General features: G+C 53.7%; 12 protein-coding genes and 1 pseudogene. 2 read left to right on the forward strand and 11 right to left on the reverse strand.

The window, feature by feature from the left end; all coding sequences use genetic code 11:
• Nucleotides 1-119: 119 nt before the first annotated feature.
• From gltC to C812_RS18990, 9 genes are all read right to left on the reverse strand, one after another.
• On the reverse strand, nt 120-1,019 hold the full coding sequence (gene gltC, locus C812_RS18950) for a glutamate biosynthesis transcriptional regulator GltC (protein ID WP_016314258.1): 900 nt from the start codon (nt 1,017-1,019) through the stop codon (nt 120-122).
• A gap of 458 nt (nt 1,020-1,477) precedes the next feature.
• Nucleotides 1,478-3,286, reverse strand: coding sequence for a thiol reductant ABC exporter subunit CydC (gene cydC / locus C812_RS18955; protein WP_016314259.1), 1,809 nt, complete (start codon nt 3,284-3,286; stop codon nt 1,478-1,480).
• The gene (cydD, locus tag C812_RS18960) at nt 3,283-5,019 is read right to left on the reverse strand and encodes a thiol reductant ABC exporter subunit CydD (RefSeq protein WP_016314260.1); all 1,737 of its coding nucleotides are present in this window, start codon (nt 5,017-5,019) and stop codon (nt 3,283-3,285) included. The genes cydC and cydD overlap by 4 nt, the downstream gene beginning before the upstream one ends.
• Nucleotides 5,019-6,035 carry a cytochrome d ubiquinol oxidase subunit II gene (cydB, locus tag C812_RS18965; protein WP_036626110.1) on the reverse strand — a complete coding sequence of 339 codons (1,017 nt, stop codon included), beginning with the start codon at nt 6,033-6,035 and terminating at the stop codon, nt 5,019-5,021. The genes cydD and cydB overlap by 1 nt, the downstream gene beginning before the upstream one ends.
• Nucleotides 6,022-7,431: a cytochrome ubiquinol oxidase subunit I gene (locus tag C812_RS18970; RefSeq protein WP_016314262.1), complete on the reverse strand. Its 1,410-nt coding sequence runs from the start codon at nt 7,429-7,431 to the stop codon at nt 6,022-6,024. Before C812_RS18970 ends, cydB begins: the two co-directional genes overlap by 14 nt.
• Before the next feature lie 183 nt (nt 7,432-7,614).
• Nucleotides 7,615-7,995 carry a nitrous oxide-stimulated promoter family protein gene (locus C812_RS18975; RefSeq protein WP_016314263.1) on the reverse strand — a complete coding sequence of 127 codons (381 nt, stop codon included), beginning with the start codon at nt 7,993-7,995 and terminating at the stop codon, nt 7,615-7,617.
• Between the two features lies 1 nt (nt 7,996).
• Nucleotides 7,997-9,652: a hypothetical protein gene (locus C812_RS18980; protein ID WP_016314264.1), complete on the reverse strand. Its 1,656-nt coding sequence runs from the start codon at nt 9,650-9,652 to the stop codon at nt 7,997-7,999.
• Nucleotides 9,653-9,654: 2 nt separating this feature from the next.
• The gene (locus tag C812_RS18985) at nt 9,655-10,443 is read right to left on the reverse strand and encodes an ABC transporter ATP-binding protein (RefSeq protein WP_016314265.1); all 789 of its coding nucleotides are present in this window, start codon (nt 10,441-10,443) and stop codon (nt 9,655-9,657) included.
• Nucleotides 10,444-10,577: 134 nt separating this feature from the next.
• Nucleotides 10,578-12,041, reverse strand: coding sequence for a catalase (locus C812_RS18990; RefSeq protein WP_016314266.1), 1,464 nt, complete (start codon nt 12,039-12,041; stop codon nt 10,578-10,580).
• 283 nt (nt 12,042-12,324) lie between these two features.
• Between C812_RS18990 and C812_RS18995 the strand changes: the two genes are divergently transcribed.
• Nucleotides 12,325-13,158 carry an aldo/keto reductase gene (locus C812_RS18995; protein WP_036625997.1) on the forward strand — a complete coding sequence of 278 codons (834 nt, stop codon included), beginning with the start codon at nt 12,325-12,327 and terminating at the stop codon, nt 13,156-13,158.
• Nucleotides 13,159-13,311: 153 nt separating this feature from the next.
• Here C812_RS18995 and tnpA read toward each other — a convergent pair whose 3' ends face one another.
• On the reverse strand, nt 13,312-13,785 hold the full coding sequence (gene tnpA, locus C812_RS19000; protein ID WP_016311435.1) for an IS200/IS605 family transposase: 474 nt from the start codon (nt 13,783-13,785) through the stop codon (nt 13,312-13,314).
• Nucleotides 13,786-14,001: 216 nt separating this feature from the next.
• A pseudogene (locus tag C812_RS22005) lies at nt 14,002-14,154 on the reverse strand (Gfo/Idh/MocA family oxidoreductase); the annotation flags it as partial.
• A gap of 157 nt (nt 14,155-14,311) precedes the next feature.
• Between C812_RS22005 and C812_RS22010 the strand changes: the two are divergent.
• Nucleotides 14,312-14,440 (forward strand): DUF4023 family protein, encoded by a 129-nt coding sequence (locus tag C812_RS22010; RefSeq protein ID WP_016314269.1) that lies wholly within the window; start codon nt 14,312-14,314, stop codon nt 14,438-14,440.
• Nucleotides 14,441-14,499 lie beyond the last annotated feature (59 nt).

The raw sequence follows: 14,499 nt of genomic DNA on the forward strand, positions 1-14,499 counted from the left end.
GAAAATTTGCACATCTTAAACCTGAACAATCCGAGTAAATTGTAACACATTTTCAAGAAAAAAGGACCGTGTAAGTGACAAAATTCACGGCCCTTATCGATATCATTTTTCGATGAATCCTAAATTCCGCATGACGACGGCAAATTTTCCTTCAAAAAATCATAAAACAGTTTTTCCGTTGGCGCGAGTTCGCGATTCGCTGGAATGATCACCCCAACGTCCCGGGTGACCTGCGGCTCCCTCATCGGCAGCGATACGATCGTGGAAGGAATATGCTCACCAAGCGCAATCTCGGGAAGCAGTGTCAGCCCCAATCCGGCGGACACCAACCCCTTAATCGCATCAAGATCATCTCCTTCAAATGATACCTTCGGCTGGAATCCAATTTGATCGCAGGCGTCAACCACGATTTCCCGCAGGACAAAGCCTTTTGGGAATAATACGAACACATCCTCCCGCAGTTCGTCCAGCCCGACGGATTCGCGGTCAGCCAAACGATGTCCGGCAGGCAACAGCACCTTGAACCTTTCACGGAACAACACCTCGCCGGTGACTTGGGGTTCCCCTTGGGGCACCGGACCAATCATGGCCAGATTCATCACGCCGCCGCCGACCCAGTCCAGCAACTCCCGGTACGATCCATGCTGCAGTTGAAAATGCACCTCCGGATACCGGCGCCGAAACGCCGACACCACCGTGGGCACCAGGTTGGCCGCCAGACTGCTCGGGAACCCGATGCGGACGGTCCCGCGCTCCGGATCCAGATACTCGTTGATTTCTTGGCGCGCCTGTTCAAGTACCTTCATCATTTGCTCCATATGCTGCAGGAACTGCCGACCGATCGGCGTCAGCTTCACCTTCCGGCCTTCATGGACAAACAGATCGACGCCCAGCTCCGCCTCCAGCTTAAAGATTTGCCGACTGACCGCCGACTGCGACACATGCAGCGCATACGACGCTTCCGTCACATGCTCGAGCTTAGCCGCCTCAATAAAGTATTGGATTTGTCTGAGCTCCATCCCCTCACCCCGTTCGCTGCATTTTTCACGCTATATCCGATTGGGATTGACCAAACCCAAACCCTTATAGCTTACACCTCATGTAAATATATTAAGAACCATTATATCGGCTCCTATATGAAAACGGAAGCAGAAAAGGCAATTTATTAAATCATGAGTTAGCTTAAGCACCACCAACGCTCTGCCAAGTGTAAAAATGCAGTTCATCCCACCCGTTTTGCGCCGAAAATGGACAATGGAATGTAAAAGTACAGTTCATTTTGGGGAAATCGTGATTCCAAGGTAAATTTGGCGGAAATCAACTGCACTTTTGCAGCTAAGAGGCACAATAAGACTATGTCCCCGGAATTCAACTGTACTTTTGCAGTTCGCTCACCTTGCTGTACCTTTCTTCTACCTATAAAAATACGGCGATGCCGGTTTCCCCATGCATCGCCGCCTGATTTTTAGTATGCGTCTTATTCCTCCGGACAATCCAGCCGGTATAAATTACGGTACCGCGGTTCGCGGGCCAGCAGCTCCGCGTGGGTGCCGCGCATCACGATCCGTCCGTGCTCCATGAACACGATCTCATCCATCTTCTCGGCACCCACGAGGTGGTGTGTCACCCAGATGAGCGACTTGCCCTGCGTCGTGCGGAAGATCGTCGCCAGCAGCTCGCGTTCCGTGCGCGGATCGAGGCCGACGGTTGGCTCATCGAGGATGAGCACCGGCGTGTCCTGCAGGAGGATCCGCGCCAGAGCGACGCGCTGCCGTTCGCCGCCGGAGAACCGCTGGCCGGTCTCCCGCATCGGCGTGTTCAGCCCCTGTGGCAGCGCCGCGATCAACGGGCCGAGCTGCGCCGCCTGCGCGGCCCGCGCGATCTCCTCGTCCGTAGCCGAAGGCCGGCCGAGCCGGATGTTGTTCGCCACCGTGGTGTCGAACAGATGGGGGCTTTGATTCAGCACGGAGATGACTTCCGGCATCCGCTCGCCGTAGGCGGCGGCAGAGATGCCGTTAATTTCAACCGTGCCTGCGCTTGGGGCAAGCGCCCCCTGGATCAGCTTCAGCAGCGTCGACTTGCCGGCGCCGCTGCGGCCGATCACCATCACCCGCTTGCCCTGCGGGATGTCCAGCGAGACGCCGTCCACGGAGTCGGCGTCCTCCGCGGCGTAGGCGAAGCGCACGCCGCGCAGCCGCACCTCGGCGGCGCGGGTCCCCCCGCCCGCCTCAGCCGGCCCAGCGCCGCCGGCCCCAGGGATGCCGGGGCGGATCGGCTCGCCCGCTGCGCCCGGCTGCGAGCCGCCTGCCGCCGCTCGGCTGGCACTAGCGCTGTCGCCGCCCGAGATCCGCGCAAGCCGGTCCAGGGACACGCGGTATTGCGGCGTGCGCTCCACTGCTTCGGACACCGGCAGGAACGCGTCCGACAGCGGGAACACGATCAGCACAAACGCCGCAATCAGCGTAGCGTCGATCCGGCCAGCCGCAGCTTCGCCGCCGGCCCAATACACCATCGATACGACGACGAGGCCTACAACGAAGTGACCGATAAAGCTGCGCCAGCGTGCCCAAGCCCGCAGCTTGCGGTCCTTCCGCGCAACGGCAGCCTCGTCTTGCTCATACGATTGAAGGAACTCCGCCGAACGTCCGCTGATCACCCAATCCCCGATCCCCATGACGGCATCGGTCAGCTTCTGGTACAGCCCGTTCCGTTCTTGCTTAACCTCCTCGTTCGTCCGCTTCGTCAACCGCAACGAAAGGTACGGCAGCACGACGACGAGCACAAGGATATACGCGGCTAACAGCAACGCAAATGTCACGTCGAACACGCCCATGGCCACGATCACGGCTGCATAGAGAATCAACGCCACGACGCTTGGAAAGACGGTACGGATATACACATTCTGCAGCTGCTCAATATCATCGGCAAGCGCGCCAAGAATGTCGCCCGTCCGGTACCGGGATCGAATGAACAACGCCTGCGGTTCCAACACGCGATAGAGCCGCACGCGCATTTTCGCCAATATCCGCAACACCGTGTCATGCCCAACCAACCGTTCGACATAATGGATGACCGCTCGCCCGATCCCAAACGTGCGAACCCCTACAATCGGTACATACACCAGCAAGATGTTGTAAGGCTGTAACGCGGATTTTGAGATCAAGAACCCGGAAGTGAACATCAACATCCCGGCGGAAACCAGCGTTAACACGCCCAGAATCAGATATAACGCAAACCGCCCGCTATATAACCGAAAATAAGGCCGAACCCAGGACTCCTGCTTCATTTGATCTCCTCCCGCTGCGCCGCCGCCAACCGATAATATGCTCCGCGCTTGGCCATCAGCTCGGCATGCGTCCCTGCCTCGACGACGCGGCCTTGCTCCATAACCATGATCCGATCCATTTCGCGCATCCAATGCAGCCGATGGGTCGCCAAAATTACCAGCTTCCCTTCAAACAGAGGCAGCATCGTGTGCTTCAGCTCATATTCCGTCTCGATGTCCAAATGCGCCGTGGGTTCATCAAGCAAAATGACTGGCCGCTTGCTCAGCAAAGCCCGGGCTAACGCCACACGCTGCTCCTGACCGCCGCTCAGAGGCCGGCCGCCGCCGCCAATCTGCTCGTTCAATCCGCCCGGCATGCTGCGCACGAGCCCGTCCAGGCCGGCTGCCGCCGCCGCGCGTTCCACCTCTTCTCGCGTCGCTTCCGGCGCATTAAAGCGGATATTCTCTTCCAACGTCCCACTGAAAATATACGGCTTCTGCGGGATATAGGTGATTTGCTCTCGCCAGCCTTGGGCCGTCAAATCCCCCAACTCCGTCCCGTTCAGCACAACCCGTCCCGAAGTGGGCCGCAGAAACCCGCCAAGCACATCGATCAACGTCGATTTGCCAGCCCCGCTTTCGCCGATGATGCCGATTTTGCCCATACCGCCCAGCGTTAGGTTCACCTCGGCTAAGGAAGGCTTCGCTTCCTCCTCATGAACGACTCCAATCCCGTGCAGGCTCAGCGTGCTTTCCGGCCCCCACGTCCAGTTCATTCCTGCAGGAACCGGTGCCGCCTTCGCTGCCTCCTCATCCGCGGCAGCAATGATCTCGTTCATGGCTTCGCCTGCGGCCTTCCCGTCCTGGGTAGCATGGAAGTCTGCCCCCACCATCCGAACGGGCAGGAAATACTCCGGCGCCAGAATTAGTACGGTTAAGGCCGGCAGCAATACCATCTCCCCATTCACCAATCGAAGGCCCAGGCTGACCGCCACCGAAGCGACGGATAACATCGTAAAGAAGTCCAAGGCAAACGAAGACAGAAAGGCAACCCGCAACGTCTTCATCGTCGCCGACCGGTACGCATCGCTAACCCGGTCGATGGATGTGATGTGCGATTTGCTGCGCCCCAAGAACTTCAGCGTCTCCAGCCCGCGCAGCGAGTCCACGAAATGATTCGACAGCGTCCGGTATGACTTCAGCTGCCGTTCCGTCTGTTTGCGCGCTGCAAGTCCGATCAGGATCATAAAGGCAATCAGAATCGGCATCGTGATCGTCAGGATGATCCCGGAAGCCAGATCGAGCTTAAACACATAAGCCAAGATCAAAATGGGGGTGATACCCGTCGCCAGCGTGCGCGGCAGGAACAATTCCAAGTAATTGCGATACTTGGTCACCCCTTCAAGCACCAACGTCACCAAGTTCCCGGTCCCTTCGGTCCCGGCATAACGCGGTCCAAGCTGAAACAACTTCTCCAGCACCCGCTCCCGCAAGCTTCGTCCCGTCTCTTCGGCAAAAGCATACGCTATTTTCTGCCCCATCATTCCACAGCCCTGACGGACGATAAAAGCAAGCAGGAACAAGCCGGCCCCGCCGGCTTGTTCCTGCAGCTTGGCCCCGGCAAACAGGGCGGAGACAACCTCCGCCAACCATTTGGCCTGCCAGATGATTGCAAAGCTCTGAACGAGGGTCAGCAAGGCCATGATCATCATGACCTGCTTGATCCCCGCAATTTTCATTAATCCGCGTCCCATTAATATTCCAAATGCTCCTTTTCGTGTACGCGTTTATGGAATACGAAATAGCTCCATATTTGATAGCCTAACACGAATGGCAACAAGCTGCATGCGACGATCGTCATGACTTTCAGCGAGTAGTGGCCGGAAGAAGCGTTATCGATCGTTAAGGAGAAGGCGTCGCTAATCGAGCTGATCATCACCCGAGGGAACAGCCCCACGAATACCGCCGCAATCGACAAGGCGATCATCACGCCAGTCATGCCAAACGCCCAGCCGTCTTTTTGCTTATTCATAAACCAGCCTGCCAGAACAAAGGCAACTACGCCCAGCACAGCCAGCAAGCCAATCAACAACCCGCGCACTTCAAATACATCCGTCTCAAAATAGGTCAACACGCCAAAGATCACAAACAGGGCAGCCAGCGGAATCAGCAGCTTGTGCGCCAGCTTCCGGGCACGTTCTTGCAAGCTGCCGGTCGTCCGCAAGGAGGCAAACAGCAGCCCGTGAACGAGGCACAGCATCACGACGGTAATCCCGCCGAACAACGTGTACAGGTTCACCATATCAAACAGTCCGGCCTTCATCTCCATGTCTTCACCAATCGGCAAGCCCTTCAGCAGACCGGAGAACACCACGCCCAGCAGGAACGGAGGCAACAGACTGCCAAGGAAGATCGACCAATCCCAGGTGCTCTTCCATTTGCTGTTGTCCACTTTGCCCCGATACTCAAAGGCAACGCCCCGAGCAATCAACGCGAGCAGCAGAACGACAAGCGGGGTATAGTAGCCGCTGAACAACGTGGCGTACCAGTTCGGAAAAGCAGCAAACATCGCGCCCCCGGCGGTCAACAGCCAAACTTCGTTCGCATCCCAGAACGGGCCAATCGAGTTGATCAGCACCCGGCGTTCCATATCATTCTTGGCCAAAAACTGAGTGCTCATTCCCACGCCGAAGTCGAAACCTTCCAAGAAGAAGAACCCCACAAACAACACCGCGACAAGGACAAACCAAAGCTCATTAAGAGACATGATATCCCTCCTTACCAAATGGATCCCCGACCTGATCACGGCTGGCGGCAGCAATCTCATTTGGTCCTTTCTTGATTACTTTGACGAACAAGTACGCCATCACCGCGCCAAGCACCCCATAAATGAGGGTGAAGGCAATCAAGGAGAACAGAATTTGTCCGCCTGTGACGCTTGGCGATACGCTGTCCGCTGTCTGCATCAAGCCAAATACCGTCCATGGCTGACGCCCGATCTCCGTCATAATCCAACCTGAAGTATTGGCGATAAACGGCAGGGAAATCGACCACAGCATCATTTTATAGAACCAGTTGTTGTTTGGCTGCTCTAGTTTTTTGCGCCATGCCAAATACGTACCGTACAACCCGAGCACGATCATCAAGCAGCCGGCGAGAATCATAATCCGGAAGCTCCAGAACGTCGTCCGTACCGGAGGGATGTAGTCGCCAGGACCGTAGGTTTGTTCATATTCGGCCTGCAATTCGTGCATGCCTTTCACCTCGCCGGAGAACTTACTGTAAGACAGGAAGCTCAGCAGGTAAGGAATTTTAATCTCAAAATTATTCTTCTGATCATTTGAATCAATATGAGCATACAGCGTCCAAGGCGCAGGGTCGCCCGACTTGCCCCATAGCCCTTCGGAAGCCGCCATTTTCATCGGCTGCGTCTTCACCAGGTACTGCGCTTGTTGGTGACCAAACATCGCCGTAGCGAACGAAGCGATCAAGGCCACGATAATGCCGATCGTGAACGATTTTTTGAAGAACGCCACATCTTGACGCTTCATCAGCTTATATGCGCTGACCCCAGCGATCAAGAAAGCACCTGTGGCAAAAGCACCCAACACCGTGTGCGGGAATTCCACCCACAGCTGCCCATTGCCGATCAGAGCGAAGAAGTCGTTCATCTCCGCGCGGCCGTTGTTGATCTCGAAACCAACTGGACGTTGCATAAACGAGTTTGCGGCCAGAATCCAGAACGCTGAGACGGTCGTCCCCAAAGCAACCAGCCAAATGCACAACAGGTGCACTTTCTTGGACAGACGATCCCATCCGAAAATCCACAATCCGATAAACGTCGATTCCATAAAGAAAGCAAACAACGCTTCTACCGCCAGCGGTGCCCCGAAGACGTCACCCACAAAGCGTGAATAATCCGACCAGTTCATCCCAAATTGGAATTCTTGGAGAATCCCCGTCACGACCCCTACCGCAAAGTTGATAAGGAACAGTTTTCCCCAAAACTTGGCCATCCGTTTGTATTCTTCTTTGCCCTTCACAACGTACATCGTCTCCATGATGGCAATCAGCAGCACAAGGCCGATGGACAAAGGTACGAAGAAGAAATGGAAAATCGTTGTCACCGCAAACTGCAGGCGAGCAAGCACAATCGGATCCAGCATTTCTTTTCCCCTACTTTCAAATAATTATTATCTAATGTGAATTCTATCACTGATCCATGAAAACGAACGGGGAAAAAGTAATAATTTTGTGACAGAAATCACATGAGATATGTCACAATTCCGAATATTGGCCTGAAACCCGCATCAGATCAACATTTTTTGAGGGTCGTCCAATTTATGAAATTACTGTGAATGGCCTTTCTTCACGCCATCAAGGAGGTGCCTCAGCGTTAACACCGGGTGCCGCCAAAGCATCCGCGGACCGGCAAAAGCCATCACCCGGCGAATCCGCTCCCGCTGGATCGGCGCATAACAATGCACCGGGCACGTCAGGCACGTGGTCTTCCCTTCACCGAACCGGCAGCGGTCCAGCCGCTGCTCGGCATAGTGGTGAAGTTCGGCACACTCGTCACATAACAACACGGACGCGGGATGATGAACCGCTGCACGCCTAGGAGTTCGTTCCCTGTCCTCATGTTCCTTACGGCAATATAGTGCGATCATCCGAGTCACGGTGATCTTTTCCCGGCGAATTCGCGGCCCATCGTTCTTAAGCATGGCCATCTTATCTCGTCACCTTCTGCGTTTCCCGCGTCTGGAAGGCCAGTCTCCATCCCAGCCACGTTACCGCGATCATGAGCAGTCCGTAAGCCACAATCCCAAACGGAAGCGTCGTTGCCAGCCAATGCAGCACGCCAAATGCGCCGAGCAGCAGCATCAATCCCATGACAACAAAGCTTTGGTTCTGCTGCCCTGCGGCTTCGAAGGGTTCAGAGAAGGGCAGTCCCTTGCGAATGAATAGGAAACAAAGAATTGCGAAAGCAAACATTGCCAATCCCACCACGATCAAGTCCGGAATAATGGACGCTCCGAACAGCACGGCAAAAATCACCGCCTCAATCACATATAACGGCAACATGAGCCGCACCAAGCTCGCCAGCAAGGCTCCTTTGTAAATGGACGTTTCGCCGGAGATCGGAGCAGTCCGGTAGATCCAGGCCGCTTTATATCGGCTGGAATAACGCAGCATCATGATGAGTGATGGCAGCATAATCCCGCTAAAGTAAATAAACAAATAAGACCGGGAACCGGAGATCCCCTCCAAGCCCTGATCAAGTCCATTCGAGAATAGGAAGATGAAAGGAAACACGATCGAGAAGCCCAAAGAAGGGTACACCTTCAGCTTAAACTCGCGCTCCGTTCCCAACATTGACCAGGTAAAGCGAAAGAAAGCGCTCTCCTGCGGCGAGGAGCAAAGCCAATCGGAGATTCGGCGCAGCATCTTCCCCGACCGCTGCCCGCTCTTCGCGCTGGGTTCCGCCAGCTTCTGCAGGTTCCGTTCCAAAGCCGGCATTAGCTTCAGATACAGCAGGAAGGCGGCCAGCGGAACAACTACGGACAGAGCTGCCAGCCCGGCATACGTCATCCCTTCGCCCGGATGAAGCAGCGATTGAAATGCAGCGCCAACCCATACCGGCGGCACCAAGTACTGCCACCACGCCGGCTTGAAGACGATGTCCATCTCCGTGAAGTCGAACAGCCGGACCAACACCTGATAACCTACCGCAATTGTGATCGTCATCCCGATTTGCACGTAATTGATCATATCCTTCAGCTTCTCGCCGTCAAAAAACCGCAACACGACCAAATACAACAGCGCGGTCAGCACCACGATCAACAAGTCCATCAGGATGAGCTGCAGCAGCATCAGGGCAAAGAACCCGATCCCCTGCCGAATTAATCCGACCGCCAGCGGAATCACCGCGATGGCTCCGGTCAAAAAGAACAGGTAAATAAAGATATGCACCGTCTTCGCCATCGTGAGCGTACGGCGGTTAATCGGCTTCGTCGCCAAAATGCTTCGATCCCGAATATCTAGCAGCACCGAGGAGAAATCGGAGATCATCGAGGTCATCACCATAAACATCATAATGCCAAACAAGATGCTCATCTGAAACAGCAGATTATCCCCCATCAGCACGAACATCGAGCTCAGTCCGCCAAACAGGACATACATCCACAGAGAGCGGAGAAACTGGTTGCTGTCCTCTGGTTCCTGCTTTCGCCTCTTATTTGAGTTTTTGGCCAGCGTAGGCATCCTTCTCGCATCCATCGCCAGCTTCACCTGAACGATTCGGCGCATCACCGGATATTCCACACCCATCTTCTTGAATAATCCGCGAAACCGGTCCAACACCTGCAAACTCTTCATCTCTTTCATCGCTACACCTCTTGCACGATCGATACAAGCCGGCTGGCAATATCCTGATGCTCGTTAAACCCGGTCAGCTGGTTGAAGATCTGTTCCAGCGATCCTTCATGGTTCTGAGCCTTTAGCTCGTCAAAGCTGCCGTCGGCCACAATGCGGCCGCCGTCCAACAGAACGATTCGGCTGCTGATCTTCTCAACCACGTCCATAATATGAGAAGAGTAAAAAATCGCCTTGCCTTGCGCCGCCAAGAGAGCAAGCATTTCTTTCACGACCATGACACTGTTGGCGTCCAGTCCGCTCAGCGGCTCGTCCAGGAACAGCACGTCCGGATTATGCAGCAGGCTGGAAACCAGCAGCACCTTCTGCTTCATGCCCTTCGAGAAAGTCGAAATTCGGGAGTTAAAGGCGTCCCCAAGACCAAATTCCGTCATCATTCGCCGAGCTTTCATCTCGGCGTCATCGGCGGATAAGCCGTACAGTTCACCAATGAAGGTCAAGTATTCAGAAGCGGTCAACGTATCGTACAGCTCGGCGATCTCCGGAACGTATCCGATCCGTTTCTTGTAGCTGACATCGCCGTCGCCGGGATTTTGCCCAAAGACCCGGACCTCCCCTTGATACCCTTCAACCAGGCCTAGCATAATCTTGACGGTCGTGCTCTTCCCTGCCCCGTTGGGTCCGATGTAGCCGATAATCTGGCCCGGATACACCTCCAAATCCACCCCGTTCAAAACGTGATGTCCCCCATAGCTCATGCGTAAATCCGCCAGCTTAATCACAGGATTCATTGTCGTCGTCATCGATTCAGCCCCTTTCTACTGCCCTCAGTTTACCATACATTTCCTTACGCCCGGAGCTGAAATCTTCACACAAAAAGGCACCTTCCGATCCTAACGGTTCGGAAGATGCCTTCTTTATATAAAAGGGATATCGATTATCCCTGGACATTGGATGGAATGAAACCGCTGATATCTACGCCAAGCCCTTGTGCCAGGCGCATACCGTATTCTTTGTCAGCGCGGAAGAAGTTGCACACCGCGCGCAGTTGAACTGGTTCCGGGGTCTGTTTCAAATCGTTCACCAGGTTAGAGATTAGATGATCTTTCTCCTCAGCCGTAAAGCTTCGATACAGCTCGCCCGCTTGGGTGAAATCGTCGGTTTTGGCGATTTTCTCCCGGCCGATGTGTCCGCTGACCGGCACTACACTGTCGCGGTAAGCCGGATCTTCCTTCGGAGTGGCGTCGAAGCTGTTCGGCTCATAATTGATTGGCGATGGATCCTGCTTCACATTCATGAAGCCGTCCCGCTGATGGTTTCGAACCGGAGCATACGGGCAGTTCACCGGGATTTGTAAATAGTTCGCACCCAGCCGGTACCGTTGGGTATCCGGGTAAGAGAACAACCGGCCTTGCAGCAGCTTATCCTCGGACGGTTCAATCCCAGGCACGAGCACGCTTGGCGAGAACGCTGACTGCTCGACTTCCGCGAAGAAGTTTTGCGGATTGCGGTTCAGCGTCATTGTGCCGATTTTGATCAAGGGATAACTGTCCTCCGGCCATACCTTCGTAGGATCCAGCGGGTCGAAGCTCCAGCGATCCAGATCTTCCACTGGCATGAGCTGTACGTTCAACTCCCACTGCGGGAACTCGCCGCGAGCAATATGGTCATACAGGTCACGGGTCGCATGGTTAAAATCTCGACCCTGCACTTCTTGAGCTTCTGCCGCCGAGAGGTTTTTTACCCCCTGCTTTGTTTTCCAGGTGTATTTGACGTATGTGGTCTTGCCCTCGGCATTAATCCACTTAAAGGCGTGGACGCTAAAACCGTCCATCTGGCGATAATTCGCCGGGGTCCCGAAGTCCGAGAACAGCCAAGTCATCATATGAGTCGATTCGGTGGACAGGGTCATGAAATCCCAATAGCGCGCCGGGTCTTGGATGTTCGTATCTGGAGCCGGCTTCAGCGAGTGCACCATATCCGGAAATTTAATCGCGTCGCGGATAAAGAAGACCGGAAGATGGTTCCCGACCAAATCGTAGTTGCCTTCCTCCGTATAAAACTTCACCGCAAATCCCCGCGGGTCCCGCGCTGTCTCCGGAGAACCTTGCCCGTGAATCACCGTAGAGAAACGGACGAACACCGGAGTTTCCCGGCCTACCTCCTGGAGGAAATGGGCTTTCGTAAACTCCTTCATACTGCGCTCGGTAACAAAAACCCCATGGGCCCCTGCCCCACGAGCATGCACGACGCGTTCCGGAATCCGTTCGCGATCGAAATGGCCCAGCTTCTCCAGCAGATGATAATCTTCCAGCAGTGTAGGGCCGCGCTGCCCCGCTGTTCTAGAATTTTGATTATCGCCTACCGGTGCTCCCGTATTCGTTGTCAGCCGGTTATCCATAAAATCATCCCTTTCAACTTATTATTACACTAAGACTTATTCTAAAAACTATAATAAATAGTACCACTTCCCCCTCTAAATCGCATGAAGGTTCCATGAGGGGTTGATGAAGATTGTTCAGCTGCCTTCTGAAATACCTCCATTATTGAGAATATGGGAGAACCATCATGAGTATGTCAATTCTGTGACATCTGTCGTCTCAGGTAATTTGAAAAATGTACCAAAGGATGCTATACTCACCCTGAAAATTAGGACCATTCACCAAAAGAAGGAGCGAAACGTCATGGAATTCGTCACTTTAAATAATGGGTTACAGATGCCAAAGCTAGGTTTCGGAGTTTGGCAGGTGCCTGATGAGGGGGCTACGGCCGCAGTGGCCAAGGCGCTTGAGGTAGGATATACCTCCATCGACACAGCGATGATCTACCGCAACGAGGTAGGGGTCGGGAAGGCCATCAAGCAATCCGGCATCCCTCGTGAGAAGCTGTTTATTACCACGAAAGTATGGAACAGCGACCAGGGTTACGACAGTACGCTGCGAGCTTATGACGAAAGCCTGAATAGACTTGGGCTTGATTATGTCGATTTGTACTTGATTCACTGGCCGATGCCGAAGGTCGATCGGTACGTAGAAACCTACAAGGCAATGGAGAAGCTGTACCGCGATGGCCGCGTGAAAGCGATTGGCGTGTGCAATTTTGAAATTGAACATTTGGAGCGTCTGCTAAATGAAACGGAGATTAAGCCGGTGTTGAACCAGGTGGAATGCCATCCGCACCTGACGCAGACCGAATTGAAGGCGTTCTGCGCCAAACATGATATTTACGTCGAAGCCTGGAGCCCGTTGGAGCAAGGCGGTGAAGTGCTGACCGATGCGGTGGTGAAATCGATTGCCGAAGCCCATGGCAAGACACCGGCCCAGGTCGTTCTCCGCTGGCATCTGCAGAACAACACGATTGCGATTCCGAAATCAGTGACTCCGTCCCGGATTGAGGAGAACTTTAACGTGTTCGACTTCCAGCTGTCGGACGCTGAAATGGAGCAGATCAGCGGCCTGAATCTCAATCGCCGCAAAGGCTCTCATCCGAACGACATGTACGTTGGTAAGCCGGAATAAGGCTTCTGTCCAAATCATAACCACCCGTCCAACGGGTGGTTTGCTCTTGGGGTATAACCCCTTGTTGCCAAACTGCGCCTAAAGACGCTAGCCTGACAATAAAATTGTTCAGGCTCAGTGTTTTTGTCACTTTCACTTACCAGTTAAACTGGTTTACTTTTTCTTGCTACCGTTTCTGCTAAATGGATCTTCATACTCTTTGACGCTCAGTTTATCGATTGCCTGGTCATGTGCTTCCTGCTCGCGGATATACTTTGCGACAGTGGCCTCATTCAAGCCCACTGTGCTTACGTAGTATCCCTCCGCCCAAAATTTCCGATTTCCATATTTATACTTTAGGGTGGCATGCTTTTCGAATATCATTAGTGAGCTCTTTCCCTTCAGATACCCCATAAATGAGGATACTGAGATTTTGGGTGGTATCGCTACCAGCATGTGTACATGATCCGGCATCATGTGGCCTTCTATGATCTCCACTCCCTTGTATTTGCACAGACGCTTAAATATTTCGATCAAATCTCTCCTCACTTGATTATAGATCTCTTTCCGTCTATACTTCGGGGTGAACACGATATGGTATTTGCACATCCACTTCGTGTGAGCTAAACTATAGCTCTTGTTTGCCATCTAAGACCATTCCTTTCTTTTATTGAGCCTGAACATCTCAATTTTATGGGAATGGTCTAGTTGGTCAAACCTTCGTTCCTCCACCCGCATAGCGGGTGGTTTTTTGTTTCGCACGCTTCGCGAGCTCAACTGGCTAAAGCCATAATACAAAAACGCGGGTTGCCTGAGCGCTCTCAAGCAAACCCGCGTTTTATTTTTCAAATCTATAACTCGACCGTACATAAACGCTTCTGCCAGCAGGACCCCGGCTTTGTCCGCGGCCGCTGCCATTTCCTCCGCCTTGGCGGCCGTCAACGCCAGCGGCTTCTCGCACAATACATGTTTGCCCGCTTCAGCGGCACGAATCGCCCATTCCTTATGCAAGTGGTTCCGTGGTTGTCCCCTTCATTGTACATGTCCGAAGAAGGCAAGTATAGAGCATCCCGACCTGATGAAAAAGGCATGAACGGGGTATAGTAATCCAGAAGAGTCGGATCTATGTAGATCTGCAACCTACCCTATTTCAAGCAAGGAGACGATCAACCTCATGGAAAATCTGCACGAATTTGTCGAGAAGGTTCACGATCAACAGGAGAAGCAAGCCAAAAACAAAAAGCGCGGGCACGGCAACCCGGCCGGCCAGCTTCCAACCAAGCAGCACGGCACGCAAAAATAACATCAAAGTATCTTAGCTACTTCAAGATGGCATCGCCGAAAAAAGCCGCTCACAATCCT

The organism is Paenibacillus barengoltzii G22 (assembly GCF_000403375.2).
Taxonomy (GTDB): Bacteria; Bacillota; Bacilli; order Paenibacillales; family Paenibacillaceae; genus Fontibacillus; species Fontibacillus barengoltzii.